This window comes from Pseudomonas sp. MWU347, assembly GCF_017947305.1.
GTDB lineage: Bacteria > Pseudomonadota > Gammaproteobacteria > Pseudomonadales > Pseudomonadaceae > Aquipseudomonas > Aquipseudomonas putida_A.
In genome coordinates this window covers 203097-227261 of the sequence record NZ_JAFGZB010000009.1, presented here as the reverse complement: position 1 = coordinate 227261, position 24165 = coordinate 203097, and the positions used below count along the sequence as shown (strand labels likewise).

25 protein-coding genes are annotated in these 24165 nt (G+C 61.5%); 19 read left to right on the top strand and 6 right to left on the bottom strand.

Annotation, left to right across the window (positions count from 1 at the left end; translation table 11 throughout):
* Positions 1–62: 62 nt before the first annotated feature.
* The 3 genes from KCG87_RS20345 to KCG87_RS20335 all read left to right on the top strand — a co-directional run bounded on the left by KCG87_RS20345 (position 63) and on the right by KCG87_RS20335 (position 1780).
* Positions 63–431, top strand: coding sequence for a hypothetical protein (locus KCG87_RS20345; RefSeq protein ID WP_210558760.1), 369 nt, complete (start codon positions 63–65; stop codon positions 429–431).
* 66 nt (positions 432–497) lie between these two features.
* Positions 498–1349 carry an AraC family transcriptional regulator gene (locus KCG87_RS20340; RefSeq protein ID WP_135296022.1) on the top strand — a complete coding sequence of 284 codons (852 nt, stop codon included), beginning with the start codon at positions 498–500 and terminating at the stop codon, positions 1347–1349.
* Between the two features lie 44 nt (positions 1350–1393).
* Positions 1394–1780, top strand: coding sequence for a cupin domain-containing protein (locus KCG87_RS20335; RefSeq protein ID WP_098964329.1), 387 nt, complete (start codon positions 1394–1396; stop codon positions 1778–1780).
* Positions 1781–1893: 113 nt separating this feature from the next.
* On the opposite strand, the gene KCG87_RS20330 is transcribed toward KCG87_RS20335, so the two are convergent.
* The gene (locus tag KCG87_RS20330; RefSeq protein ID WP_135296023.1) at positions 1894–2520 is read right to left on the bottom strand and encodes a TetR family transcriptional regulator; all 627 of its coding nucleotides are present in this window, start codon (positions 2518–2520) and stop codon (positions 1894–1896) included.
* 105 nt (positions 2521–2625) lie between these two features.
* Between KCG87_RS20330 and KCG87_RS20325 the strand changes: the two genes are divergently transcribed.
* The 4 genes from KCG87_RS20325 to KCG87_RS20310 all read left to right on the top strand — a co-directional run bounded on the left by KCG87_RS20325 (position 2626) and on the right by KCG87_RS20310 (position 6572).
* Entirely contained in the window at positions 2626–3726 is a 1101-nt protein-coding gene (locus tag KCG87_RS20325) for an alkene reductase (protein WP_134786644.1), read from the top strand.
* Between the two features lie 39 nt (positions 3727–3765).
* Complete coding sequence (locus KCG87_RS20320) at positions 3766–4554, top strand: SDR family oxidoreductase (protein WP_210558759.1); 789 nt, start codon at positions 3766–3768, stop codon at positions 4552–4554.
* Positions 4555–4636: 82 nt separating this feature from the next.
* On the top strand, positions 4637–5506 hold the full coding sequence (locus tag KCG87_RS20315; RefSeq protein ID WP_210558758.1) for an alpha/beta hydrolase: 870 nt from the start codon (positions 4637–4639) through the stop codon (positions 5504–5506).
* A gap of 67 nt (positions 5507–5573) precedes the next feature.
* On the top strand, positions 5574–6572 hold the full coding sequence (locus KCG87_RS20310; RefSeq protein ID WP_210558757.1) for an NADP-dependent oxidoreductase: 999 nt from the start codon (positions 5574–5576) through the stop codon (positions 6570–6572).
* Positions 6573–6603: 31 nt separating this feature from the next.
* Here KCG87_RS20310 and KCG87_RS20305 read toward each other — a convergent pair whose 3' ends face one another.
* Complete coding sequence (locus KCG87_RS20305; RefSeq protein WP_210558756.1) at positions 6604–7800, bottom strand: MFS transporter; 1197 nt, start codon at positions 7798–7800, stop codon at positions 6604–6606.
* 242 nt (positions 7801–8042) lie between these two features.
* Between KCG87_RS20305 and KCG87_RS20300 the strand changes: the two genes are divergently transcribed.
* The 5 genes from KCG87_RS20300 (at position 8043) to KCG87_RS20280 (ending at position 14171) form a co-directional block, all read left to right on the top strand.
* Entirely contained in the window at positions 8043–8975 is a 933-nt protein-coding gene (locus tag KCG87_RS20300) for an AraC family transcriptional regulator (protein WP_210558755.1), read from the top strand.
* An 88-nt stretch (positions 8976–9063) separates the two neighbouring features.
* Positions 9064–9519 carry a (2Fe-2S)-binding protein gene (locus tag KCG87_RS20295; protein WP_027613020.1) on the top strand — a complete coding sequence of 152 codons (456 nt, stop codon included), beginning with the start codon at positions 9064–9066 and terminating at the stop codon, positions 9517–9519.
* On the top strand, positions 9519–11771 hold the full coding sequence (locus tag KCG87_RS20290; RefSeq protein WP_210558754.1) for a molybdopterin cofactor-binding domain-containing protein: 2253 nt from the start codon (positions 9519–9521) through the stop codon (positions 11769–11771). Before KCG87_RS20295 ends, KCG87_RS20290 begins: the two co-directional genes overlap by 1 nt.
* Positions 11772–11788: 17 nt before the next feature.
* A complete protein-coding gene (locus KCG87_RS20285; RefSeq protein WP_134786651.1) occupies positions 11789–13141 on the top strand; it encodes a cytochrome c in 1353 nt (450 codons plus the stop codon).
* A 10-nt stretch (positions 13142–13151) separates the two neighbouring features.
* Positions 13152–14171, top strand: coding sequence for an XdhC family protein (locus KCG87_RS20280; protein ID WP_134786652.1), 1020 nt, complete (start codon positions 13152–13154; stop codon positions 14169–14171).
* 27 nt (positions 14172–14198) lie between these two features.
* On the opposite strand, the gene KCG87_RS20275 is transcribed toward KCG87_RS20280, so the two are convergent.
* A complete protein-coding gene (locus KCG87_RS20275) occupies positions 14199–15209 on the bottom strand; it encodes an NAD(P)-dependent alcohol dehydrogenase (RefSeq protein ID WP_097090345.1) in 1011 nt (336 codons plus the stop codon).
* Positions 15210–15377: 168 nt separating this feature from the next.
* On the opposite strand from KCG87_RS20275, the gene KCG87_RS20270 reads away from it, so the two are divergent.
* Together KCG87_RS20270 and KCG87_RS20265 are read left to right on the top strand one after the other, a co-directional pair.
* Positions 15378–16274, top strand: a complete 897-nt coding sequence (locus KCG87_RS20270; protein WP_178083245.1) for a LysR family transcriptional regulator — start codon at positions 15378–15380, stop codon at positions 16272–16274.
* 52 nt (positions 16275–16326) lie between these two features.
* Positions 16327–16806, top strand: a complete 480-nt coding sequence (locus KCG87_RS20265) for a GNAT family N-acetyltransferase (protein ID WP_098964342.1) — start codon at positions 16327–16329, stop codon at positions 16804–16806.
* A 116-nt stretch (positions 16807–16922) separates the two neighbouring features.
* Here KCG87_RS20265 and KCG87_RS20260 read toward each other — a convergent pair whose 3' ends face one another.
* The 3 genes from KCG87_RS20260 to KCG87_RS20250 form a co-directional block, all read right to left on the bottom strand.
* On the bottom strand, positions 16923–17876 hold the full coding sequence (locus KCG87_RS20260) for a helix-turn-helix domain-containing GNAT family N-acetyltransferase (protein ID WP_210558753.1): 954 nt from the start codon (positions 17874–17876) through the stop codon (positions 16923–16925).
* A 217-nt stretch (positions 17877–18093) separates the two neighbouring features.
* Positions 18094–18435 (bottom strand): hypothetical protein, encoded by a 342-nt coding sequence (locus KCG87_RS20255; RefSeq protein ID WP_095136448.1) that lies wholly within the window; start codon positions 18433–18435, stop codon positions 18094–18096.
* 86 nt (positions 18436–18521) lie between these two features.
* Positions 18522–19166 carry an ATPase gene (locus KCG87_RS20250; protein WP_135296037.1) on the bottom strand — a complete coding sequence of 215 codons (645 nt, stop codon included), beginning with the start codon at positions 19164–19166 and terminating at the stop codon, positions 18522–18524.
* 170 nt (positions 19167–19336) lie between these two features.
* On the opposite strand from KCG87_RS20250, the gene KCG87_RS20245 reads away from it, so the two are divergent.
* The 5 genes from KCG87_RS20245 to KCG87_RS20225 all read left to right on the top strand — a co-directional run bounded on the left by KCG87_RS20245 (position 19337) and on the right by KCG87_RS20225 (position 23963).
* Positions 19337–19585, top strand: a complete 249-nt coding sequence (locus KCG87_RS20245) for a hypothetical protein (protein WP_027613011.1) — start codon at positions 19337–19339, stop codon at positions 19583–19585.
* Positions 19586–19688: 103 nt separating this feature from the next.
* Positions 19689–20846 (top strand): GGDEF domain-containing protein, encoded by a 1158-nt coding sequence (locus KCG87_RS20240; protein ID WP_098964345.1) that lies wholly within the window; start codon positions 19689–19691, stop codon positions 20844–20846.
* An 8-nt stretch (positions 20847–20854) separates the two neighbouring features.
* Positions 20855–21349 carry a thioesterase gene (locus KCG87_RS20235; RefSeq protein WP_098964346.1) on the top strand — a complete coding sequence of 165 codons (495 nt, stop codon included), beginning with the start codon at positions 20855–20857 and terminating at the stop codon, positions 21347–21349.
* 108 nt (positions 21350–21457) lie between these two features.
* On the top strand, positions 21458–22330 hold the full coding sequence (locus KCG87_RS20230) for an AraC family transcriptional regulator (RefSeq protein ID WP_098964347.1): 873 nt from the start codon (positions 21458–21460) through the stop codon (positions 22328–22330).
* An 88-nt stretch (positions 22331–22418) separates the two neighbouring features.
* Positions 22419–23963, top strand: coding sequence for a class I SAM-dependent methyltransferase (locus KCG87_RS20225; protein WP_210558752.1), 1545 nt, complete (start codon positions 22419–22421; stop codon positions 23961–23963).
* Positions 23964–24165 lie beyond the last annotated feature (202 nt).

Below are 24165 nucleotides of genomic sequence, written 5' to 3'. Positions count from 1 at the left end.
GAATTTGTGAACCTCAGCAATTACAGTGAGACCACACCACCACTGTCGTCAAAGGATCTGCAATGCCTGCTGGAAAACGAGAACTGGCGCGGATCGAGCGGCGCTTGATTGCCACGCTCACCGACGCATGTGAAGCCGCAAAAGCTGAAATCCAGGGCTTCACCTGGCTGACTCACACCGCTGACCTGAACGCATTGGCGGCGACCCTGAATGTCATTTGGGTGTTCGACACCGAAGCCGACAAAAACCTCGCCCTGACTAACGCCAAGGCACGCCTCTTCGAACTGACGGCCACTGCGCTGAGGGAAGCCGATATCGACCTGTCCCCTTCAGAGCGCAACGTGCGTTTCGACTCCGAGGAGGCGTGCCAGCGTAATCACGGTGGCAACTGGCGTGAGCGTCTGGCGCAAAATACGCGAGGGCAACGGTGACACCCTGCTTTCGATCAGGTTGGCTATCATCGCTCGCAGCAGGCTTCTCTCAGAGACAGTGAAACCATGGAACAGCCCAGACCAGATCCAGATTCCGATTGGGTAGTGCGCAGCACTCAACCGGGGCGGATAGAACGTATCGAAGCCCGGTTTGGCGGCCATGGCTACCACCCACATCGGCACGATACTTACTCGATCGGTCGCACACTCTCTGGCGTGCAAAGCTTTCACTACAAGGGCAGCCTGCGCCACGGCTTACCGGGAAATACCTTGCTCCTGCATCCTGATGAACTGCACGATGGCATGGCCGGGACCGAAGCGGGGTTTCGCTATCGAATGGCCTATATCGATCCGGCTTTGATTCAGCAGGTGTTGAAGGGTGAACCGCTACCCTTCATCGCCGGCGGTCTGTCCAGCGACCCACGCCTGTATCGCGCCAGCGAAGCGTTCGTCCAGGCGATGGATTACTCACTTGATCCGCTGGAAGAACAGGACGCCCTGTTTGATCTGGCAATGGCCCTGCGCACCGTGGCCGGCAAACCTCGCGGGCGCAAACTGCTCGATTACCCGGCAGCCGAGCGCGCAAGGGAATTCATCATGGCTCACCTGCACCAGAGCATTACGCTGGAAATGCTGGAGCGCGCCAGCGGCCGTGAAAGATGGAGCCTCTCTCGGGACTTCAGAGTGCTGTTTGGCACCAGCCCCTATCGCTTCGTGACCCTGCGTCGCCTGGATATATTGCGCACGTTGCTGCTTGACCGATTCTCGCTGGTGGATGCCGCACTGGCTGCGGGTTTTCACGACCAAAGTCATATGACCCGGCACTTCACCCGCACTTATGGGGTATCTCCGTCGCGTTGGCTGGAACGCGTCCTGGGGCAAAGGCAACTTGCAGGATCGTACAAGCATCGCCAATAGCGCCTTCGCTAGGCTGACGACTTCTATCTGATAGAGGATTTGTCATGCCACATACCAGCAAAGTACCAGCACTGCACGCCATCAATCTGGCGCAGAAATCCGCGCTGATCGATCAGCAGTGGAGCCCCCGTGTGGTCGCCGAAATGAATGACTACCAGTTCAAAGTGGTTCGCATCGAAGGTGAATTCATCTGGCACTCCCACCCGGAAACCGATGAGGCCTTTATTGTGATCGAGGGCACGCTGCGGATCGACCTGCCCCATGGCCGCGTATACGTCGAACCGGGTGAGCTGTACGTCGTGCCGTGCGGGATCGAACATCGGACGGCAGCGGAAGGAGAAGCGCGCCTGATGATGATCGAGCCTCGGGGTGTGCGTAACACCGGGCACGAAGGTGGCGAGCGCACGGCTGACAACGACGTCTGGATCTGAGCAGGAAGCGCCGTCAATCTGCGATTTGACGGCGCCTTTTTTGAGTGGCGGGCCGTTGGTTGGCCGCTGATCGACGGGCGATTTTGTACTGGGTTTACTGAGCGAGCACCGCCTCAGACCACCTCTTCGTCAACCGGCAACGAAGCCAGCATTTCAGCGCGGCACACCTCAAGGATCTCGTCAGCCAGCGCGGAATCATCCGGACAGGCGCGCGACAGCACAATCGCGCCGACAGCCCGCGACAGCAGGTCGATCATTTTCTTTCTCCCCTCGCCCACCACGGCGTCCGGCCCGGTTGGATATTTGTCTCCGAGGGTCTGCAGGGTGCGCTCGATCCCTTCGGCAAACGTCGTTTTCACCTCATCCGATTGACGCGCCGCGTCGCCACACAGCGCGGCCATGGTGCAACCGCTGCCACGTCCATCGCGATGTTCTCTCGTCACATAGACATCGATGAAGCCTGGCACGTCGAGCGCTTCGGCACCTGCCAGCGACTTGGCAAGACTGCAGGACGCGGCTTCAGCCATCAGGTCGGCCTTGGAGCCGAAATGCTTGTAAAAACCACCGTGGGTGAAACCGGCAGCCGCCATGAGATCCGCCACACCGACGCCGTCAAAGCCACGCTCACGGAACAGCTCGGAAGCGGTCTCGACGATGTGTTCTCGATTGGCCTGCGCCTGGGCCTTGGTCACTCGCACGTGCAGTACCTCGTGTTCATTGGGAATGATTGTGCCAATCATACATAGATGCTGGTCATAATCAAAACCGTTGACAGTTTAGATTTCGATCATCATCCTAATTGCACGCACACCGATCTCCACCAACGGGCACGGAAGAAATACCAGATGAGTAACCAGACTCTGTTCACCCCTTACACACTTGGCGACCTGACGCTGTCGAACCGCGTCGTCCTCGCACCGCTGACTCGCAACCGTGCAGGCGCAGGCTTCGTACCCAGCGAGTTCGCCGCCACCTATTACAGCCAACGGGCCAGCGCAGGTTTGCTGATCAGTGAAGCCACGCAGATTTCCCGACAAGGTCAGGGCTATCAGGACACCCCGGGAATCTACACGCCGGCGCAGATTGACGGCTGGCGCCAGGTGACCGATGCAGTCCATGCCAAGGGCGGAAAAATCTTTCTGCAACTGTGGCATGTCGGCCGCGTGTCGCACGTTGATCTGCAAGAAAACGGCGCCGCCCCCGTGGCCCCTTCTGCGCTACGCGCCGCCACCAAAGTCTTCGTCAACAATCGCTTTGAAGATGTCTCGGCGCCGCGCGCGCTGGAGACCAGCGAACTGCCGGGCATCGTCAACGGTTTTCGCCAGGCTGCGGCAAACGCGATTACCGCCGGGTTCGATGGCGTGGAAATTCATGGCGCGAACGGCTATTTGCTCGATCAATTCCTCAGGGACAGCGCCAATCTGCGTACCGATGCGTATGGCGGCTCGATTGAAAACCGGGCGCGTCTGTTGCTTGAAGTGACGGCGGCCGTCGTTGATGAAATCGGCGCCAATCGCACCGGTGTGCGCCTGTCTCCGGTGTCGCCGGCCAACGGCGTCTCCAGCAGCGATCCGCAGGCGCAATTCGATTACTTCGCCGAGCAACTCGATGCCCTCGGCGTGGTTTATCTGCACGTGGTCGAAGGCGCGACCGGTGGCCCGCGCGACGTGGCGCCCTTCGACTTCGGCGCACTGCGCCAGCGCTTCAAAAACACCTACATCGCCAACAACGGCTATGACCTGGACCTGGCGACCTCGAAGCTCGCCGATGACCAGGCCGACCTGATCGCCTTCGGTCGCCCGTTCATTGGCAATCCGGATCTGGTGGAGCGCCTCAAGCAGGGCGCGCCGTTGTCCGCGTTCGATCCCGCCACCCTCTATGGCGGCGGTGCGGCGGGCTACATCGACTACCCGACGCTGGCTGAATCAAGCGTCAGCGCCAACTGAGCGCGTTCTGTTTCTCACACCCTGAAAGAGAGATCCCCCATGAGCACTCGCCCTACTGTTCTGATCACTGGCGCCTCCACCGGCATTGGCGCGGTCTACGCCGAGCGCTTCGCGCAACGCGGCCACGATCTGGTATTGGTCGCCCGCGACCAGGCACGCCTGGACGCACTTGCAGCCCGCTTGCGCAGCGAACACGACGTCACCGTCGATGTGATCCCGGCGGACCTGACCCAACTCGCTGATCTGAGCACCGTTGAAAACCGCCTGCGCGAGGACGCCCGTATCGGCATCCTCGTCAATAACGCCGGCGCCGCCCTCTCCGGTAACTTCATCGACCAAAGCACCGACGGCGTTGCGCAACTGGTCGCCCTCAACACCACCGCACTGGTGCGCCTGGCCAGCGCCATCGCTCCACGTCTGGTCAAGGCCGGTGACGGCGCGATCATCAACATCGGTTCGGTGGTGGGTCTGGCACCGGAGTTCGGCATGACCGTCTACGGTGCGACCAAGGCCTTCGTCCTGTTCCTGTCCCAGGGACTGAGCCTGGAACTGTCACCTCAGGGCGTCTACGTGCAAGCCGTACTCCCCGCCGCCACCCGTACGGAGATCTGGGATCGCTCCGGCATCGACATCAACACCTTGAGCGACATCATGGAAGTGGGCGATCTGGTGGATGCCGCTCTGGTCGGCTTCGATCGTCGCGAACCGGTGACCATCCCGCCGCTGCACGAAGCGCAACGCTGGGATGATCTGCAAGGCGCCCGTCAGGGCCTGATCGGGCAAATCCGTCAGTCTGCGGTTGCCCAGCGCTACCTCGACCCACAGTGATTGTCTGGTAGCGAACACGCGCGGCGGATTCGATACAGACGCAAGTCACTGCATCGAATCCGGCCCGCGATCCGGAGCAGAAATGAATCAAACCCTGGCAAATAACCACACTGGCGTGTCGACGCCATTCAGCAACGCGGCGAACCAGTCGATCACGGTCAACGGCGTGCGCTTCGCTTACCGCGACATCGGCCCCGCGATCGGCGTGCCGCTGGTGCTGTTCAACCATTGGGGCGCCGTGCTGGACAACTTCGATCCCGCGATCATTGATGGCCTGGCACGAACCCGACGCGTCATTACCACTGACTATCGCGGTATTGGCGGCTCTGGTGGAACCGCGCCACTGACTGTCGGTGAAATGGCAGACGATGCCATTCAGTTGATCCGGGCGCTGGGCTTGGAAACCGTTGATGTACTGGGATTCTCGCTCGGCGGCTTCGTTGCTCAGGACATTGCCCTGAAGGCGCCTGATCGGGTGCGTCGCTTGATTCTGACCGGTACCGGTCCGGCCGGCGGCAGCGGTATCGACAAGGTCGGTTCGGTGACGTGGCCATTGATCCTCAAAGGCTTGCTGACCTTGCGCGATCCCAAGGTCTACCTGTTCTTCACCTCGACAGCCAATGGCCGTCGATCTGCCGCGCAGTATCTGCAACGCCTGAAAGCACGCAAAAACAATCGCGACAAAGGCCCGACACCGAGCGCTTTTCTGCGCCAGTTGAAAGCGATCACCGCGTGGGGCCAACAGCCGCCGCAAGACCTCGGACGCTTGCGCATGCCCACACTGATCGTTAACGGCGACAGCGACATCATGGTGCCCAGCGTCAACTCGATGGCGCTGGCCAAGCGTATTCCCAACGCACAACTGGTGATTTATGAGGATGCCGGCCACGGCGGGATTTTCCAGCACTGCGTTGATTTTGTCGCCAAGGCGCAGGCATTCCTCGACGCCTGACGACACGGCGCAGCAACACCGCAACGCGCCAGCTACCCTCCTTACAACCGCCAAGAGCCGCACTACGATGAAAGCATTTCTGATTGATCGCTATGGAAAGAACACCGGGCGCATTGGCGAAGCGTCTGCCCCTGTGGTGGGTGTCCGTGATGTCTTGATCGAGGTACACGCCAGCAGCGTCAATGTGCTGGATTCGAAGATCAGCAGTGGCGAGTTCAAGCTGATTCTGCCCTATGCATTACCGCTCATACTGGGCAATGATCTGGCGGGTGTCGTGGTTGAGGTTGGCTCACAGGTGACGCGGTTCAAACCGGGAGACGAGGTTTACGCTCGCCCGCCGGAAACGCGGATCGGAACGTTCGCCGAATGGATCGCCGTGGACGAAAACGCGGTCGCACGAAAACCTGCCAATACCAGCATGGCACAAGCCGCGTCCCTGCCTTTGGTCGCGTTGACGGCGTGGCAAGTACTGATCGAAACCGCACAACTGAAAAAGGGTCAGAAAGTACTGATTCACGCGGGTTCCGGTGGTGTTGGCAGCATTGCCATCCAGTTGGCCAGACACCTCGGCGCCTTCGTCGCCACGACCACCAGCACCGCGAACGTCGAATGGGTCAAGGCACTGGGGGCCGATCTGGTCATCGACTACAAACAGCAAGACTTCGAAAGCGTCCTGCACGACTACGACGTGGTGTTGAACAGCCTTGGCCCGGACGTTTTGCAAAAATCACTCAAGGTCCTGAAGCCCGGCGGCCAGCTCATTTCCATCTCGGGCCCGCCCACTGCACAGTTCGCCCAAGAACAAGGCTTGTCCTGGCCATTGCAACAGGTCATGCGCCTGTTGAGCTTCGGTATCCGGCGCAAGGCGCGCAAGCAGGCGGTCAACTACACGTTCGTCTTCATGCGGGCCAATGGTGCGCAACTGCAAAAAATTGCCACGCTGGTCGAGGAGGCAATCATCCGACCGGTGATTGACCGCAGCTTCTCGTTTGCCTCGACGGCAGAGGCGTTGAAGTACATCGAGCAGGGGCGCGCCAAGGGCAAGGTCGTCGTTACGCTCAAATGACAACGAGCCCCCCGGCGGCCGGCTGAACTCGTCAGCCGGCCGCGTTCGACTCGACCAGATGAACTTCAGTCGCACTGCGACCGGCGCACCAGGCGAGCACCGACGCAATCACTAACACCGCCGCGCTCAGCTCGAAGGTGGCTTTATAACCGCTCAGATCAAACGCCAGGCCACCGACGATGGCCCCTCCGGCGATGGCCAGTTGCACGATGGCCACGAGCAAGCCTCCGCCGGCTTCGGCATCCTCCGGCAGCGTCTGCGCCAGCCATGTCCACCAGCCCACGGGGGCCGCCGTGGCGACCAGCCCCCAGAGTCCGAGCAGCAACGCAGTCAGCAACGGCGAAGCACCGAAGTTGACCAGCGCCAATGCAATGACCGCCATTATCAGCGGGATAACTGTCAGCGTGCGGTACAGGCCGGTGCCGAGGAATCTTTCGATCACAAAGGTCCCGATGAAACCGGCAAGCCCCAGCCCCAGCAGCATTAACGACAGGGTTGCAACGCTGACCCCGGTGACGACCTCCAGAAAGGGACGCAGGTAAGTGAAAAGCATGAACTGCCCCATGAAAAATACGCTGACGGCGACCATTCCCAAGGCGACCGGCCATTGCTTCATCAACCGCAGGGCATTACCGCTACCGGCCTGACGCTCAAGCTTGAAGGACGGCAGACTGATCAGCAGCCACACGGCCGCCAGCGCGGCGACCGGAACCACACAGAAGAACGCGCCGCGCCAGCCTATCAACGCGCCGAGGAAACTCCCCGCCGGAGCGGCAATTACCGTCGCCAGCGCGTTTCCGCCGTTGACGATCGCCAGTGCCCGGGACACTTGGTCAGGCGGCACCAGACGCATCGCGGTTGCCGCCGACAACGACCAGAAACCGCCAATGGCGATGCCGATCAGGGCCCGCCCGACCATGAACGACGGATAGCCCGGCGCGAACGCGACCACCGTCCCCGAGACGATCATCAGCAAGGTCAGACCCAGCAACAGCTTCTTGCGCTCGACGCGAGCAGCGACCGCTGCAATCACCAGGCTGGTCATCAGGGCGAATGCACCGGACACGGAAATCCCCTGCCCGGCCTGGCCCTCGGTGATGTGCAGTTCGGCGGCAATCGGCGTCAGCAGGCTGACCGGCATGAATTCTGAAGCGACCAGGGCGAAGGCGGCCAGCGACATGGCCAGCACGGCGCTCCAGCCGCGTTGTTCTGTAGAAAGAGAAGTCATTGGGATTACCTGTATTGCGATAGGCGTCCGGGCGATTGCCCGGACCCACTGTTTTTCACGGTGCGAGGATCGCGTTGTCGAATCGCGGCTCTCCTGTAATGGTTTGACACATTCTCCCGGTCGATTCACCTCTGCCCTAGTGCATTCCTCTTGAATGCTTGCCTGATCCTCTGAGGATGCAGGGTGGTGTATAGGAATCGCCTGTGCAGCGGATTAGAGTTCGTTCAACAGGAGTTGCCGACATGATCCCTACCCCGCTGCGCCACGAATCACCTTTGGCGTTGAACATTGACTCGCGCGTGAGCGTAGCGGGCGACTTCGCCACTTCGATAGCCGGCCTGTCGCTGTTTCGTCGCGATCAGCCGGCGCCACCGACCGTGTGCATGATCGAGCCGAGCCTGATTCTGGTGGGCCGTGGGGAAAAGCGTTTGTGGGTCGGCGGTGAGGGTTACCGCTACGACCCTTCGCGGTTTCTGGTCACCTCGCTGGATCTGCCCGCCAACTCCGAAGTGCTTGCAGCCAGCCCCGAACAGCCCTGTGTCGGGCTGGTGCTGAAGCTGGATGTCGGCATGCTCGCCGAGATCCTCAGCAAAGGTGGCTTGCCTGCGAAACGGCAGCCGTCGATGAACACCGGCGCTGGCATTGGCAACATGTCTTCCGCTCTGGAAGGCGCGCTCGAGCGCCTGCTGGCATTGCTCGACGAGCCTGAGGCGATCCCGGTGTTGGCGCCGCTGGTGCTGCGGGAAATCCACTATCGGCTGCTCCATACCGATCAAGGCGCGCGGCTGCGGCAGATCACGGCCGTCGATGGCCAGGGTTATCGCATCGCCAAAGCCATCGACTGGCTCAAGGTCAACTACACCGAGGCGCTGCGCATCGATGAACTGGCGGCGCGGGTGCAGATGAGCGCACCGACCTTTCACCATCACTTCCGCCAACTCACCGGCATGAGCCCGCTGCAGTACCAGAAGTGGCTGCGACTGAACGAGGCGCGCCGGCTGATGTTGATGGAGCGTCTGGACGTTTCGCGAGCGGCATTTGCGGTCGGTTATGAAAGTCCCTCGCAGTTCAGCCGCGAATACGCACGCCTGTACGGCACCGCACCCAGTCGGGACATCGCGCTGCTGCGTGGCGACCCCTTCGCCGCAGAAGCACTGGGCAACGCGGCCAGTTGAGCAAAGAACACGCTTTACCGGTGAGGCGCCACGCAGCGTTTCACCGCTTATAAAAATGCACGTCAACCGATGATCGAGCGGGTGAACCATGGAACTACGAATCAACCAGAAAACCTATCAGGTCGATGCCGACGCCGATACGCCCCTGCTGTGGGTGATCCGCGATGATCTGGGCATGACCGGCACCAAATACGGCTGTGGACTGGCGCAGTGCGGCGCCTGTTCCGTGCTGGTGGACGGCAACGTGGTGCGCTCGTGCGTCACGCCGGTGGCCGGCGTGGTCGGCCGCGAGGTCACCACCATTGAGGCGATCGAGGCCGATGATGTCGGTAAACGGGTGGTCTCGACCTGGGTTGATCTGCAGGTCGCCCAGTGTGGCTACTGCCAGTCCGGGCAGGTGATGGCGGCCACGGCGCTGCTCAAGCAAAACCCCAAGCCAAGTGACGCGCAGATCGAGGCGGCGATGGTCAACCTGTGCCGCTGCGGCACGTACAACGCCATTCATGCCGCCGTGCATGAGCTGGCCGGCAAGGGAGATGCCTGATGAACGTGCGTATCGATCCGTCCCAGGAAGCATCAGCACTGGCTCTGCATGAACCGATCAATGTGTCGCGCAGACGTTTTCTGACCGGCACCGCCGTCGGCGCACTGGTGCTCGGTTTCGGCCTGCCGCTGGGCACGACTCGCGTGCAAGCGGCAGTGGCGGCCGCGACTGCCGAGCGTGGCACGCAGGTACCGGCGTTTCTGGAAATTCGCCCGGACAACCGCGTGCGCCTGCTCTGCCCGTTCATGGAAGGCGGACAAGGTACGTTCACCGCGATGGCGCAGATCGTCGGTGAAGAACTGGATGCCGACCCGTCGACATTCCTGGTCGAAGCCGCGCCGCCCGGCGAAGCCTATGTGGTGATGGAAAACGGTATGCGCATCACCGGCGGCAGCATGTCGGTGCGCATGAGTTACCCGGTGATGCGCCGCCTCGGCGCCCTCGCCCGCGCCATGCTGCTGCAGGCCGGTGCGCAGAAACTTGGGGTGCCGGTGGGTGAACTGAGCACCGAACCCGGCAAAGTCGTGCACGCCAAGTCGGGGCGATCCTTGGCCTACGGCGAACTGGCCGAGCACGCCATGGATCTGCCGGTGCCCGATCCGGCCTCGGTGCAACTGCGTGATCCGAGCCAGTTCCGCTGGATCGGCAAACCGGTGAAGCGCGTCGATGCCTACGACAAGTCCACGGGCAAGGCGCTTTACAGCATCGATCTGAAGGTCGACGACATGCTCCACGCCGCCGTTCAACATGCCCCGCGTTTGGGCATGACCGTGGGTAACCTGCGCAACGAAGAGCAGGTCAAGGCAATGAAAGGCGTGCATTCCGTGCATCGCCTGCCGGGGGCCGTGGCCGTGGTCGCCGAGCGCTGGTGGCACGCCAAACGTGCAGTGGAAGCAATACAGGTCGACTGGCAGGAACCCACAGCCGACAGCCAGGTACGCTCGATGCCTGCGGACTTTTCCAGTGACGCCTGGCTTAAGCGCCTGGCTGACGACAAAGGCCCGGCCAGGGATGATGAAAATGAAGGCGACGTGGCTGCAACTCTGGCAAGTGCCAAGACCCGGATCGACGCCACCTACCACAACCAGTACCTGAACCATGGCCAGTTGGAGCCGCCGTCGGCGCTGGCCCGATTCAATCCGGACGGTTCGCTGGAAGTCTGGCTGCCGAATCAGGCGCCGGACATGTTCCGTGCCGACATCGCCAAACGCACCGGGCTGGACCCGTCGCGCATCACCTTGCATTCGCCATTGCTCGGGGGCTTCTTCGGTCGGCATTTCCTCTACGACGCCGCCAGTCCCTACCCGCAGGCAATCGAGTTATCGAAAGCGGTTGGCCGCCCGGTCAAACTGATCTGGAGCCGCGAAGAAGAGTTCCTGCGCGATGTGCTGCGTCCGGTGGCAGCGGTGAATTTCCGTGCGGCGCTGGATAATGACGGCTGGCCGCTGGCAATCGAAGCGATCAGCGCCACCGAAGGCCCGACCGAGGCGCTGGCCGGCAAACAGGGTGAAAAACTCGACCCGACGGCGCTTGAAGGCTTGTCGGGCAAGTCCTATGCGATCCCCAACAAGCGCATCGCGCAGATCTACGCCAAAGGCCCGGCGATGCTTGGTTACTGGCGTTCGGTGGGCAATTCGCTCAACGACTTCTTCTACGAATCGTTCCTTGACGAACTGGCCGACAAGGGCGGCAAGGACCCGTTCGAATTGCGCCTGCATCTGCTGCGCGACAACCCACGACTGACTACGCTGCTGCACGCAGTGGGCGAGCTGTCGGGTGGCTGGAAGCGTGGGCCGTTCACCGCGGCGGACGGCAGCAAACGTGCGCGAGGCGTGGCGATGGCTTCGCCGTTCGGGACCCAGACGGCGGTGATCGCCGAGGTCTCCATCGAGCACGGTCAGGTCAAGGTGCACGACATCTGGCAGGCGATCGACCCCGGTAGCATCGTCAATCCGGCGATTGTCGAAGCACAGGTCAATGGCGCGGTGGCGCTGGGCCTGTCGCAGACCCTGGTGGAGGAAGCCGTGTGGATTGATGGCAAACCGCGCGCGCGCAACTACGACTTGTATCCGATCCTGCCGCCTGCGCGGATGGCCCGGGTCCACGTGCGTGTTGTCGAGAGCGGGGAAAAAATGGGCGGCATCGGCGAACCACCGTTGCCCGCTGTCGCGCCCGCCGTCGCCAATGCGGTGGCAACGCTGACCGGGCAACGGGTGCGCAGCCTGCCCATGAGCCGACACACCTTCACTTGATCAGCGCCGGAGCGTCCATGAATAACAGCCGATTCGCAAGAACCGCTGGCTGGCTGGCAGTGCCGTGCCTGGTCGCGGCAGGCCTGCTGGCCTGGTATGTCACCCGCGAGCCTGTCTCGCGCCTTGAAAACAACCACACCGCCGTGGCCGATATCGACCCGGCGCTGGTCGCTCGTGGCGAATACGTCGCCCGACTCAGCGATTGCGTGGCGTGCCACAGCGTGCCGGGCGGTGCGCCGTTCGCTGGCGGCCTGGAAATGGCCACACCACTGGGCGCGATCCACGCGACCAACATCACCCCGGAGCCGGAAACCGGCATCGGTCGCTACAGCCTGGCGGACTTTGACCGTGCGGTGCGCCACGGCGTGGCACCTGAAAGCCGTCGTCTGTACCCGGCGATGCCCTACCCGTCCTACGCCAAGCTCAGTGACGACGATGTGCGAGCGCTGTACGCGTTTTTCATGAAAGGCGTGGCACCGGTCAAGCAGGCGAATATCCCGAGTGCGATTCCTTTTCCGTTGAACCTGCGCTGGCCGATTGCGTTGTGGAACGGTGTGTTTGCCGATACCGAACCTTACGTGGCCAAACCGTCGCAGGATGCCGTGTGGAATCGCGGCGCTTATCTCGTGCAAGGCGCCGGGCACTGCGGCAGTTGCCATACGCCGCGCGGTCTGGCGTTCAACGAGAAGGCTCTGGATGAATCCGCCACGCCGTACCTCGCCGGCGCCTTGCTCGATGGCTGGTACGCGCCAAGCCTGCGTGATGATCACAACACCGGTCTGGGCCGCTGGAGTGAGCCGGAGATCGTGCAGTTCCTCAAGACCGGGCGTAACAAACATGCAGTGGTTTATGGCTCAATGACCGAGGCGTTCAACAACTCGACGCAGTTCATGAGCGATGACGATCTGACCGCGATCGCCCGCTATCTCAAGTCATTGCCGGGGGATCCTCAGCGCGACGGCCAGCCATGGCAGTACCAAACGGTTTCGGCGACGGAACGTCTGGACGCGCCCGGTGCCCATACCTACGTCACGCGCTGTGCTTCGTGCCACGGTTTGGACGGCAAGGGCCAGTCGGAATGGATGCCGCCGCTGGCCGGCGCCACGTCGGCACTGGCCAAGGAAAGTTCCTCGGCGATCAACATCACCCTCAACGGTTCGCAACGGGTGGTGGCCGCCGGAGTACCGGACGCCTATCGCATGCCAGCCTTCCGCGAACAGTTGTCGGATCAAGAGATCGCCGAAGTGCTGACCTTCATGCGCAGCACCTGGGGCAATCAGGGCGGTGCCATTGAACCGCAGGCCGTCAACAAGCTGCGTGAACGTACGGATCCGGCCAGCAGCAGCCCGATCATCCTGCAAATGCGTTAGAGGAACTTTGATGGAAAGCATCGACTTGCTGGTCCTGCGCACCGCGCGGGACTGGCTCGCCGCCGGCGAGCAAGTGTTGCTCGCCACGGTGGCGCGCACATGGGGCTCTTCGCCGCGCCCGACAGGCTCGATGATGGCCTTGCGTAACGACGGGCGTGTGGTCGGCAGCGTGTCCGGCGGCTGCATCGAGGAGGACCTGATCGATCGCTACACCACCGCGCATGGCGGCAGCGGCCTCAAGGACAGTGCGCCCGAGGTGGTGCGCTACGGCGTCAGCGCCGACGAGGCGCATCGTTTCGGTTTGCCCTGTGGCGGCACGCTTGAGCTGATTCTGGAGTTCAATCCCTCATGGCAGGTGCTCGACGAGCTGCTGGTGCAACTGGATGCCGGGCAACTGGTGCGCCGCTGCCTGGCACTGGATAGCGGTCGCGTCACACTGCAAGCCACGGCAACTCCTGAGCAATTCAGTTTCGACGGCCAACAGATGCTCAATACCCTCGGGCCGGGGTATCGGCTGCTGATGATCGGTGCCGGCGCGCTGGCCGAGTATCTGGCGACCATGGCGCTGTTCAACGGCTTCAAGGTCGCGGTGTGCGACCCACGTGCCGAATACATCGACACCTGGGCGGTGAACGGTGTGGAGCGCATCATCGGCATGCCGGATGACGTGGTGCGCGACTTCGCGGTCGATCTGCGCACCTGTATCGTCGCCTTGAGTCATGATCCGCGACTCGACGATCTGGCACTGCTCGAGGCCCTGCACAGCCCGGCGTTTTACATCGGCGCCATCGGTTCGCGGCGCAACAGTCAGCTGCGCCGCGAACGTCTGATCGAGCATTTCGGTGAGACCCAGGCATCACTCGAACGGCTGCACGGGCCAATCGGCATCTACATTGGCAGCAAGACACCGGCGGAGATCGCGGTCAGCGTGATGGCCGAGATCCTGGCCGCGAAGAATGGCGCCAATTTGCCGAAGGCGTTTTCGATTGCCAGAGCCAAGGCGCAACAGGGTCTGGCGCAATCGCATTGAGCCCCGTTGCTTGGCCCTGTGCCTATATCAGGCGACTTTGATCACCACTTTGCCAAACGCGCCCTTCGCCAGATGCTCGTACGCCTCGCGCGCTTTCTCGAACGGATACACCTGATCGATCACCGGGCGAATCTTGTGCTGGTTGAGGAAGACGTTCATCCGGTCGAAGGATGAGCGCGGTGCCACGGCGATACCGCGAATGGTGGTCTGGCGGAAAATCAGCGGCATCAGATTGAGTGCAACGGTCTGCCCGGTCAAAAAACCGATCTGTGCAATGCGCCCGGAAGCCTTGGTCGCTGCAACCGACTGATTGATGCCGTTGCCACCGGCCACGTCGAGCAGCAGATCCACGCCTTTGCCGTCAGTCAGCCGCAACACTTCATCGGCCCAGTTCGGTGTCGTTCTGTAGTTCACGCCCGCGACCGCTCCCAGTTCCTTCACGGCTTGCAGATTGTGCTCGCTACTCGATGTGGCGATCACTTTGGCGCCCAGCGCCGTGGCGATCTGCACGGCAAAAATCGACACCCCGCCCGTGCCTTGAACCAGCACGGTCTGGCCGGGCTGGATCTGTCCAAAGTCGACCAGTGAGTACCACGCCGTGAGCGCAGCAATCGGCAGCGTCGCCGCCTCTTCGTCGCTCATGTTGTCCGGCGCGGCAACGGCGCTGTCTTCATGGATGATCATGTATTCGGCCAATCCGCCGGGCAACGGCGAACCAAAGCAGTAGTCCGGTTCATTCGGCCCCGGCTCGCCATCCAGCCAGCGGGAATACAGATGCGAGTTGACCCGATCGCCGACCTTGAAGCGGCTGACGCCGTCACCCACCGCGACCACGGTGCCCGCTGCGTCGCTCACCGGAATCAACGGTTTGGGCACCATGTGCGGCTCGTAGATGCCGTCAACAATCGCCTTGTCGCGAAAATTGAGGGACACGGCGCCGACCTTTACCAGCAATTCGCCGGACTGTGGCTGCGGGGTCGCTGTCTCTTCCAGGTGCAGATTGTCGAGGCCGAAATCTTTCAGTAACCAGGCTTTCATTGCGAATCTCCAAAAACGGATCAATGGCTGCAAACCACCAAGGGTTTGCCTGGGCACATCTTTCGCTGTTGGCCTCGCGCAATAAATACGCAAAAAGGCACATGATTATTCTATCCTCAAGCAACAATTGAATTCCGTCAGGTCCCGATCATGGAATTGCTGCAATCGATGCGACTGTTCGCTCGGCTTGCCGAGCTCGGCAGCTTCACCAAAGCCGCCGAATCGCTGGACATCGGGCGCCCCCAGGTCACCCGTTACATCCAGGAGCTGGAAACATCCCTGGGTGTGCGTCTGTTTCAGCGCACCACCAGAAAAGTCGCGCTCACCACCGAAGGCCAACTGTTCTATGAGCGAGTGCAGGAAATTCTCGCGGATATCTCGGCCGCCACTTCGATGTTCGACCGCAGCGGAGCAACGCTCGAAGGCCGGCTTCGGGTCGATATCCCGACCGCGTTCGCGCAACTGGACTTCATCAAAAACCTGAAAGCCTTCACCAGCGCCTTCCCCGGGATCGACATGGTGCTGGGCGTGACTGATCGGGCGGTCGACCTGATCGGTGAAGGTATCGACTGCGCGTTACGAATTGGCGAGTTACCGGACTCGACCTTGATCGCTCGCCCGATCGCCATGGCGACCATGGTCACGTGCGCAGCCCCCGAGTATCTGCAGGAACACGGCGAACCGCGGACACTCGACGATCTGAATGCCCATCGCGGGGTGAATTTTCTTTCCGGCCAAAACAACAGGACATTGCCCTGGCACTTCTCGGTCAAAGGCAAAGACCGCGCGTTCATCAGCAACGCCGGCATCACCGTCACCGAGTCGAATGCCTACGTGCAGTGCGGCGTAGCGGGCTTTGGAATCATTCAGGCGCCAGGCATCACCGTGGCCGAATACCTGGCCAGCGGCACCCTGGTGGAAATCCTCAGCGCCTATCGGCCCACCCCGCGCCCGGTATCACTGCTGTACCCCAGCCGCACGCACCTGGCTGCGCAAGTTCAGGTATTTGTCGAATGGCTGCAGCAGCACTTTGTGCAGATCTATCCTGACTGGCTGGAACAATAACGATCAACAGCGCCGTTCGCGGCTTGCGCGTAATCAAGGAGCACCGCACGACATGGAACAAATCACTTACCGCACCGCGACGGGCGCAGACGCGTTGAGCATGTGTGAGCTGGGGCAATTGCTTAACGACGTGCATCACACTGCCCGCCCCGACATCTATGCCCCGCCCACCGCGGAATTTTCCCGCGACCTGCCCCACTGGTCAGCGCTGTTCGAGAAACCCGGTCACGTTGTGTTCATCGCCCATGTCGACGATCAACCTGCGGCGTTTATCACGGCCAGCCTGTCGGCCAGTTCAGGGCCGTTGATGCAACCGCAGAATGTCGTTCGCATCGGCTCGGTGTGTGTCGCCGAACAGTTTTCGGGACAGGGTATCGGCCGTGGGCTGATGAATCTGGTGAAAAACTGGGCGATCGAACAGGATGCCCAGGATCTGCGTTTGACCGTCTGGCCGTTCAATAACCGTGCAGCGCGGATGTATGCGGAGTTCGGCTTTGAGACTCGGGCTGTCGAAATGGGCATGCGTTTGTAGCGGTTTGCCCTCGTCCAGACTTTTCCGGGACTGTGCGCAGCGATCTGGAAATCACGGCTTTCGCCAACCGGCTGGCGGACATGTTCAGCGCCTACGTGATGACGCTGAATCAACCTTCAACGTGAGGCGGCTGCACGGGTGAACTGCTGTTCCGTCACCACGCTGCCCCACTGACTGCCCGGCACTTCCATGGTCAATTCGAACCCGGCCGCTTCGTACAGTCGGCGCGCGGCGTCTAGGCCCTTGAAGGTCCAGAGCTGAATCGCATCAAAACCCTGCTGATCGCAAAACTCCACCGCCGCGCTCAGCAGTTGCCGGCCGACGCCACTGCCGCGGCAGCCGTCGTCGAGGATGAACCAGCGCAAATGCGCCTGATTGCTGCCCAGATCCTGGCCGTCGATTGCGATCGAGCCAACGATGCGCTCATCAAGCGTCGCCACCCAGATCTGGTTGCAGGGCTGATCGAGGCGCCCGACAAACTCCGCCACTCCACTGGCGACGCGGCTTTCAAAGATCGCGCCGAAACCGGAATGTCGCGAATAATAATCCGCATGCATTTGCGCCACGCGGCCGATCAGGCCGGGGCGATAGCCGGCGCTGATGTGCAGATTCGGCGCGAGCGGCCGGTCAGCACCCAGGCGGATGGTCTTGAGCGCATGCGCGTAGGTTGAAAGGCCCTGCGCCACGCTCTGTTGCTGCGACGGATTGAGCGTGTCCAGTGCCTTGCTGACCTGGGCCTGGCCGTAGGCATGAATGTCGGCGACGGTCTGCCGGCCCTGCGATGTCAGGTGCAGATGCTTGACCCGGGCGTCCTCGGCAGCACGCTCCTCGATCTCCCCGGCCTTGATCAGTTTGCCGACCATGCGGCTGACACTGGATTTTTCCAGGCCAAGGATTTGCGCCAGTTGCGCAGCGCTGACGCCGTCCCCGGCCTCGATTTCCAGCAAGGCGTGCACGCCGGAGGCGGAATAGTCGGTCGCCGCCAAGGTGGCGCGCAGGAAACCGAACTCACGCACCATCGTGCGCGACGCTGTACGGATTTCTTCGATCAAGGCTGAAGGGATACTCATGACACATCACCGCTGAAATTTAGTTGTACTACACAACCATGTTTCAATATGACGGTGCAAGAAGCCGACGACTCCGGGCGAGCGGTCGATTGTCGGCGTCGCCACAGCAGCAAACGTCAGACAAAAAAAGCCCCGCAACCGAATGAGGTGCGGGGCAAAGTATTGGTTGGTTGCGGCCAACCAAAGGAGCTCGGTTAAAACGGGTTGCGCAGCCGGGTCAGATGCAGTCCTGGGCGGCGCGTTCAAAACTGGAAGGCAGGAAGTTCGAAGCCAGCAAGTGGCGCTCGTAGATGAACACCTTGCCGCCGTTGCCGGCCTTGTAGGCTTCCAGCACGTTGTCTGCCGACACCTTGCTTGGCACCACGATCCGGTAGCTGCGCTGGGTCTGCGAAACGGTCGGGTTCAGCGCACTGCCCTGCAGCTTCGGCACCACGCAATCGGCGTATTGCGCCGGAGTCTTGTTGGTCTGCAAGGTCAGCGTCGGGTCGTTCGGTGCGGAGGCGCAACCGGCGAGCAGCAAGGAAGCAACGGCCAGGGTCGGGGCAAACAAAGCACGCATCGGGGTCATCCTGAAAATAAAGGTTCGGTTCATCTGGCAGCGATTCAGCGTCACGGCGCCGCCGCTGCCCTTTTGGTTTTGAGTGTTCAGCTGGAAGCCACCAGCGCCTTGAGCGAGGCATCGAACTGCTTCAAGGCATTGAGTTGCAGGTCACGTTGCTGCTCGATCTGCGCGGCAATCTCGTGCGCCGCTTTGTCGTGTACCCAGACCGACGAAATCTGTTTCTCCACCGAGCCCTCGGCTTTGCCGATGTACTGCAGGTCGGCATCGTAGAAACGCGCGATGAAATGCGCCTCGTACAGGCTGTTCTGCTGAGTCAGCAAGCGGTTGAAGGTGTCGAGTTTCACCACTATGTCCGGGTGTGCCTGAATCAGCGCATCAAGGTCGTCGTAAACGGTCACCGACAGAAACTGGCGTTGCAACGAGCTGAGCAACCAGTCGATCGCCAGTTCCGGGTCGGAGCTGCTGACAAAGGCTGCGCGAATTCGCGGATCCAGTGCATCCTTCGCCCCGTGCAGCGCCATATCGTGGTAGCGCGTCAGGTATTGCAGGTTTTCCCGGGTGTTTTCGCTGTACAACACACCCACGGTTTGTGAATGCTGCAAAGTCGCGCTGCTGCCGGCGATTGGCTGAAGATGACACGCACAGGCGTCGTCGGCGTAAGACGGTGCCGTGGCTACCATGCCGCTCATCAGCAGAGCGGTCAGCGCCAGTCGGGTCAGTGTCTTCATCGCGCAATTTCCTTGAGCTGCGTTTTCAATGAGGGCAATTTTCCGCCTATTGCCAGCAAAGCTGAACTTGCGTTTCGTGATGGTCACTATTACTTCTAGCGATAGTTGCGCACGATAAAGACGGGTACACACTCATCCCCAATGACTAAAACAACAGTGAGGAAGCCGATTTGAGAACCTTTGACCTGATCCGCGACGCGGTTTTGCCCGACTTTCGCGAGCGGGTGGCGGAATACCTGGTGCAGTACGAAAACGTGTTGCTGGACAAGGACATCACCGATGCGCAGCTCAAGCGCGATACCGCCAATCAGTTGCGTGGCTATCTGCGCGGGCTGAACACCACCCGGGTGCTGGGCATGGCGTACTGGGAAGAACTGGATCGACGGGTCGTCGACACCTGGCTCACGCCTCACGAATGAGCGTGGACGCCGGTCGGTGACGATCGTATGCGGCGCCTGCCAAAACGGCCCCGAACGCTTACAATCGGCGGCCTTACCGACCTTCTGACAGGCTCCCCCGGAAATGCCGCTCGACCCACCAACGATGCTGACCATCTCGATCGCTCTCGCAGCCGCTGCCGCGCTGTATCTGGCGGTCGAGTGGCGCAGCATTCGTGAGCCTTCGCTGCTGTTCTGGAGCGCCGGTTTCGCCACCATCACCGTCGGTTCCACCCTGGCTCTGCTGCGTAGCAACGGCTTTTTGCTGATCGGCATCTGGTTCGCCAACGGCTTGCTGGTGACCGCGCACTTCCTGTTTCTGCTGGGAGTGGCGCGCTTTACGCAGATCCGCCTGTCACGCGCCTGGTACCTGATTTTCGTCACCTGGCTGGTTTTGCTGTTGCTGCCGGACGGGCCGTTGTGGTCGAAAGTCATGCTGGCTGCCAACTCGCTGCTGGTTGCCGCCTCGACGCTCAAGGCCAGTTTGCTGCTGCGCCCGCATGGCAAATCGCTGAGCGTCGGTGCGGTGCAATTGCGCTATGTGCTGCTCGGTCACGGCATCTTCTATGTGGCCAAGGCCCTGACCGTGGTGATCCCCGGCACGCTGATCGACCTGGCTGCATTCCGTGGCGTCATCATCCAGATCTCGCTGGTCGAGGGCGCGATGGCGATCATGCTCATTGCACTGTCGATGACCGGCACCGAACGCTACCGGCGCGAGGAGCAGATCGCCCGACTGGCCGCCCGCGATCCACTGACCGCGCTCTACAACCGCCGCGCCCTCGACATGCGCGCGCCGGGCCTGCTGCGGGGCGTGTCTGCGGCGCATCCCGGCGCCCTGCTATTGATCGATATCGACAACTTCAAATCGGTCAACGATCAGTACGGCCACAGCGCCGGCGACCGTTTGCTGGTGGCGTTGAGCGAAATGATCCGCGCCGAGACCACCGATGAGGCGCTGGCCGCCCGTTTGGGCGGCGACGAGTTCGTGATTTTGCTGAGCAACGCGCCCAGTGATCACATCGTCAGACTGGGCGATGCCCTGCGCGATCAATTTCAGCGCAGCGCCGCCCAGACCTTCCCCACCGCCGAACCGGTGACGCTGAGCATCGGCGCCACCCTGTTCAACCAGCCACCGGCCAGCCTCGCGGCATTGATCGAACAAGGCGACGCCGCGCTCTACGAATCCAAGCGCGGTGGGCGCAACCGCCTGCGCCTGACCGGGCTCACCACTTCAGGATGATCAGACCCATGACCCGTTCCGAAACGCCTCTGCAAGACCTCGCCGCCCCCGAAGGCGTCTGCTACGGCTGCGGCAGCCGCAACCCCCATGGCCTGCACGTCAAAAGCTACTGGCACGAGGACGGCGTGCACGTCATGGCCGAACACCTGCCGGACGACAAATACTGCGGCTGGCCGGACCTGGTATACGGCGGCCTGCTGGCAATGCTGGTCGACTGCCACTCCAACTGGACCGCGATGGCTTACCACTACCGCGCCGAACAGCGTGCACCGGGCAGCCTGCCGCGCATCGACTGCGTCACTGGCAACCTCGGCCTCAAGTTCATCAAACCCACACCGATGGGCGTCACCCTGACCTTGCGCGCCAGGGTCGAAGGCGACGTCGGGCGCAAAACTCGGGTGATCTGCGAGGTGTACGCCGGAGAAGTGCTGACGGCGGTGGGCGATTCGGTGTTCGTGCGGGTCGATACCGGGCAACTGGCGGACGCGGCGCACGGCCGCTGACTCCACACGCGCCCCTGTCGGAGTGACACTTGAGCAAACCCGGCTAGGCGTGCCGACCCGGAAATCGACGAGGCTATAGCAGACCGCACTTCCAGGAGCTTTCAACCCGTGTCCGACCTGCCGACCCACCGCGCCTATACCCGGCGCTTCAACAGCGTGCTCGCCTACATCGATGCCCATCTCGAAGGTGACCTGTCGGTGAATACGTTGAGTCAGTTGGCGAACTTTTCGGTGTTTCACTTCCATCGGCAATTCAGCGCGTTCGTTGGCGTGCCAGTCTCGCGCTACGTGCAGCTGATGCGCTTGCGCCGGGCTGCACATCGGCTGGCCGCGCAGCCGGATCATTCGATACTGGAGGCAGCGTATGGCGCCGGTTTCGAAAGTCCGGAAGCGTTCAGCCGCGCCTTTCGGCGCGACTTCGGCATGACGCCGAGCGCCTTCAGGAAGCAACCGAACTGGCAGACCTGGAATGCGGTATTCGCCATCCCTCACTTTTCCAGGAGCGTCATCATGCAAACCAGAATCATCGACTTCCCATCCGTGCGGGTCGCCGCGCTTGAGCACCGCGGCGCGCCGGGGGAGGTTCAACAAAGCGTGCAGACATTCATCGCCTGGCGCGTGCACAGCGGGCAGTCGCCCGTGGCCTCGAGTCGCACCTTCGGCATTCCCTACAACAACCCCGACACCACACCTGCAGAGGATTTTCGCTTCGCCATCTGTGGCGAGATCGACGAAGCCGTGGCGCCCAACACCTTTGGCGTACGCGAAACGGTCATCCCCGGCGGACGTTGTGTGGTGGTTCGGCATGTGGGTTCACCGGATCACATTGGCGAAACCATCTATCCCGTCTACCGCGACTGGCTGCCGGCCAGCGGTGAGGAATTACGTGATCATCCGCTGTTTTTCCATTACCTGAGCGTCTTTCCACAGACGCCGCAGGAGCAATGGCAGACGGACGTGTACGTGCCTTTGCAAGGGTAAAGGTCACCGAGGTGTTTTTTCGCTTGTCGTGTGCAATGCCAAGCCCTTATAAGAGCGCTCTTTCTCTCTCGAAATAAAGGATGCGCACATGAGCAATGCCTGGAACGAAGGGTATTTCACCGACGAGGGCTACACCTACTCGTATAGCCGGGAAATCAACCCGGTGTTCCAGCGTTATTGTTTGTTGTTGCGCGGTTTTGCCACCCTCGAAGACACCGGCGGTTACCACTGCGAACTGGGCTTTGGCCAGGGTGTTTCCATCAACATCCACGCCGCCGCCAACCCGGGCAACTACGTTGGCACCGACTTCACGCCATCTCAGGCCGCGCATGCCATCGCATTGGCGAACGACTGGACCAGCCAGGCCCGTCTGTATGACGACAGCTTCGAGCAACTGCTGGCCCGCGATGATCTGCCGGCGTTCGACAGCATCAGCCTGCATGGCATCTGGTCCTGGGTCAGCCGCGACAATCAGCAACTGATCGTCGAGTTCGCCCGTCGCCACCTCAAGCCCGGCGGCATGTTATACGTCAGCTACAACTGCTTCCCGGGCTGGTCGCCTTCGGCGCCCCTGCGCAATCTGTTCAGCCTGCACAATCGCTTTGCCAGCCAGGCCTCGACCAGCCCGGCCAAACGCATCGATGCCGCGATGGAGTTTTCCGAAACGCTGCTGGCGGCCAATCCGAAGTACGCCAGAGCGGCGCCGGCCCTGGGTGCCCAGTTGCAGAGCATCAAGGGCCAGAACCGTCAGTACGTGGCCCACGAGTATTTCAATCGCAACTGGGACTGCATGTATTTCATCGACGTGGTCGATGCCATGACCGCAGCCAAACTCGACTACGCCACCACGGCCGTACCGCTGGACACCGTGGCTGCGCTGAATCTGAGTGCAGAAGGCATGGACTTTCTGGAAGGTATCGAGCACCCGATCATGCGCGAACAGGCGCGCGACTACTTCATCAATCAGAACTTCCGCCGGGATCTGTACGTACGTGGCGCCAATCGGCTGTCTGCCGCCGAGCAACGCGATGGCCTGCTGAGAAGCCGTTTTGTCCTGCTGCAAGCGATTGAGAGCATTCCCGGCACGGTCACTGGTCCCGCCGGCGAGGCTGCGCTGCAAACAGAGATTTACAGCCCGGTGCTCGAAGCGCTCGCCGCCAGTGCCTACGCACCGAAAACCCTGCAGCAGTTGTCGATGGCTGTCGGCTCCGTGTCTTACGACGACCTGGTGCAGGCTGTCACCGTGCTGATCGGCATGGGCGTCGCCGCCCCGTGCCAGAGCGAAGCCGCCGAAAGGCAGGTGCAGGAACGTTGCGACACCCTCAACCTGCAACTGTGCAAGCGCGCCCTGTTCAACAGCAACATTCAGGTGCTGGCCAGTCCGGTCACCGGCGGTGGCGTACCGATCAGCCGCGTGCAGCAGTTGTTCCTGATTTCGATCAAGCAAGGCATGACCGACCCGCAAGACTGGGCGCAGTTGGCGTGGGCCGTCATCGGTGATCAGGGCGAAGTGCTGCACAAGGGTGACCAGCCGCTGCTGACGGCCGAAGAAAACCTTGCCGAGATGACCGAACAGGCCCGGGCATTTGCCCAGACACCGCTGGACATTCTCATGGCGCTGAAAATTGCTTGAACCAGATATACGCCGGACGACTGGCCGCGATAGAAGCGGCCAGTCGTCTGCGTGTATGGCCCTGACTGCCGCCTCCTGAGCCATCCTGCCCCCACCTGCCACGCAGCGCCCCGTTAAAAAAGCAAAATTGCCATGTGTTTCCGTCGTTCCTTCTTGCGTCGCACTGTTCAATGCCCGTTCCTGTCTGCCTGGAGTTTCTTCG

Coding starts and splice junctions, on each gene's coding strand:
- KCG87_RS20335 (WP_098964329.1), top strand. CDS start 1,394: ATGCCACATACCAGCAAAGTACCAGCACTGCACGCCATCAATCTGGCG.
- KCG87_RS20300 (WP_210558755.1), top strand. CDS start 8,043: ATGATCCCTACCCCGCTGCGCCACGAATCACCTTTGGCGTTGAACATT.
- KCG87_RS20305 (WP_210558756.1), bottom strand. CDS start 7,800: ATGACTTCTCTTTCTACAGAACAACGCGGCTGGAGCGCCGTGCTGGCC.
- KCG87_RS20315 (WP_210558758.1), top strand. CDS start 4,637: ATGAATCAAACCCTGGCAAATAACCACACTGGCGTGTCGACGCCATTC.
- KCG87_RS20265 (WP_098964342.1), top strand. CDS start 16,327: ATGGAACAAATCACTTACCGCACCGCGACGGGCGCAGACGCGTTGAGC.
- KCG87_RS20340 (WP_135296022.1), top strand. CDS start 498: ATGGAACAGCCCAGACCAGATCCAGATTCCGATTGGGTAGTGCGCAGC.
- KCG87_RS20225 (WP_210558752.1), top strand. CDS start 22,419: ATGAGCAATGCCTGGAACGAAGGGTATTTCACCGACGAGGGCTACACC.
- KCG87_RS20330 (WP_135296023.1), bottom strand. CDS start 2,520: ATGATTGGCACAATCATTCCCAATGAACACGAGGTACTGCACGTGCGA.
- KCG87_RS20275 (WP_097090345.1), bottom strand. CDS start 15,209: ATGAAAGCCTGGTTACTGAAAGATTTCGGCCTCGACAATCTGCACCTG.
- KCG87_RS20320 (WP_210558759.1), top strand. CDS start 3,766: ATGAGCACTCGCCCTACTGTTCTGATCACTGGCGCCTCCACCGGCATT.
- KCG87_RS20280 (WP_134786652.1), top strand. CDS start 13,152: ATGGAAAGCATCGACTTGCTGGTCCTGCGCACCGCGCGGGACTGGCTC.
- KCG87_RS20295 (WP_027613020.1), top strand. CDS start 9,064: ATGGAACTACGAATCAACCAGAAAACCTATCAGGTCGATGCCGACGCC.
- KCG87_RS20345 (WP_210558760.1), top strand. CDS start 63: ATGCCTGCTGGAAAACGAGAACTGGCGCGGATCGAGCGGCGCTTGATT.
- KCG87_RS20310 (WP_210558757.1), top strand. CDS start 5,574: ATGAAAGCATTTCTGATTGATCGCTATGGAAAGAACACCGGGCGCATT.
- KCG87_RS20270 (WP_178083245.1), top strand. CDS start 15,378: ATGCGACTGTTCGCTCGGCTTGCCGAGCTCGGCAGCTTCACCAAAGCC.
- KCG87_RS20255 (WP_095136448.1), bottom strand. CDS start 18,435: ATGCGTGCTTTGTTTGCCCCGACCCTGGCCGTTGCTTCCTTGCTGCTC.
- KCG87_RS20240 (WP_098964345.1), top strand. CDS start 19,689: ATGCCGCTCGACCCACCAACGATGCTGACCATCTCGATCGCTCTCGCA.
- KCG87_RS20285 (WP_134786651.1), top strand. CDS start 11,789: ATGAATAACAGCCGATTCGCAAGAACCGCTGGCTGGCTGGCAGTGCCG.
- KCG87_RS20325 (WP_134786644.1), top strand. CDS start 2,626: ATGAGTAACCAGACTCTGTTCACCCCTTACACACTTGGCGACCTGACG.
- KCG87_RS20250 (WP_135296037.1), bottom strand. CDS start 19,166: ATGAAGACACTGACCCGACTGGCGCTGACCGCTCTGCTGATGAGCGGC.
- KCG87_RS20290 (WP_210558754.1), top strand. CDS start 9,519: ATGAACGTGCGTATCGATCCGTCCCAGGAAGCATCAGCACTGGCTCTG.
- KCG87_RS20260 (WP_210558753.1), bottom strand. CDS start 17,876: ATGAGTATCCCTTCAGCCTTGATCGAAGAAATCCGTACAGCGTCGCGC.
- KCG87_RS20235 (WP_098964346.1), top strand. CDS start 20,855: ATGACCCGTTCCGAAACGCCTCTGCAAGACCTCGCCGCCCCCGAAGGC.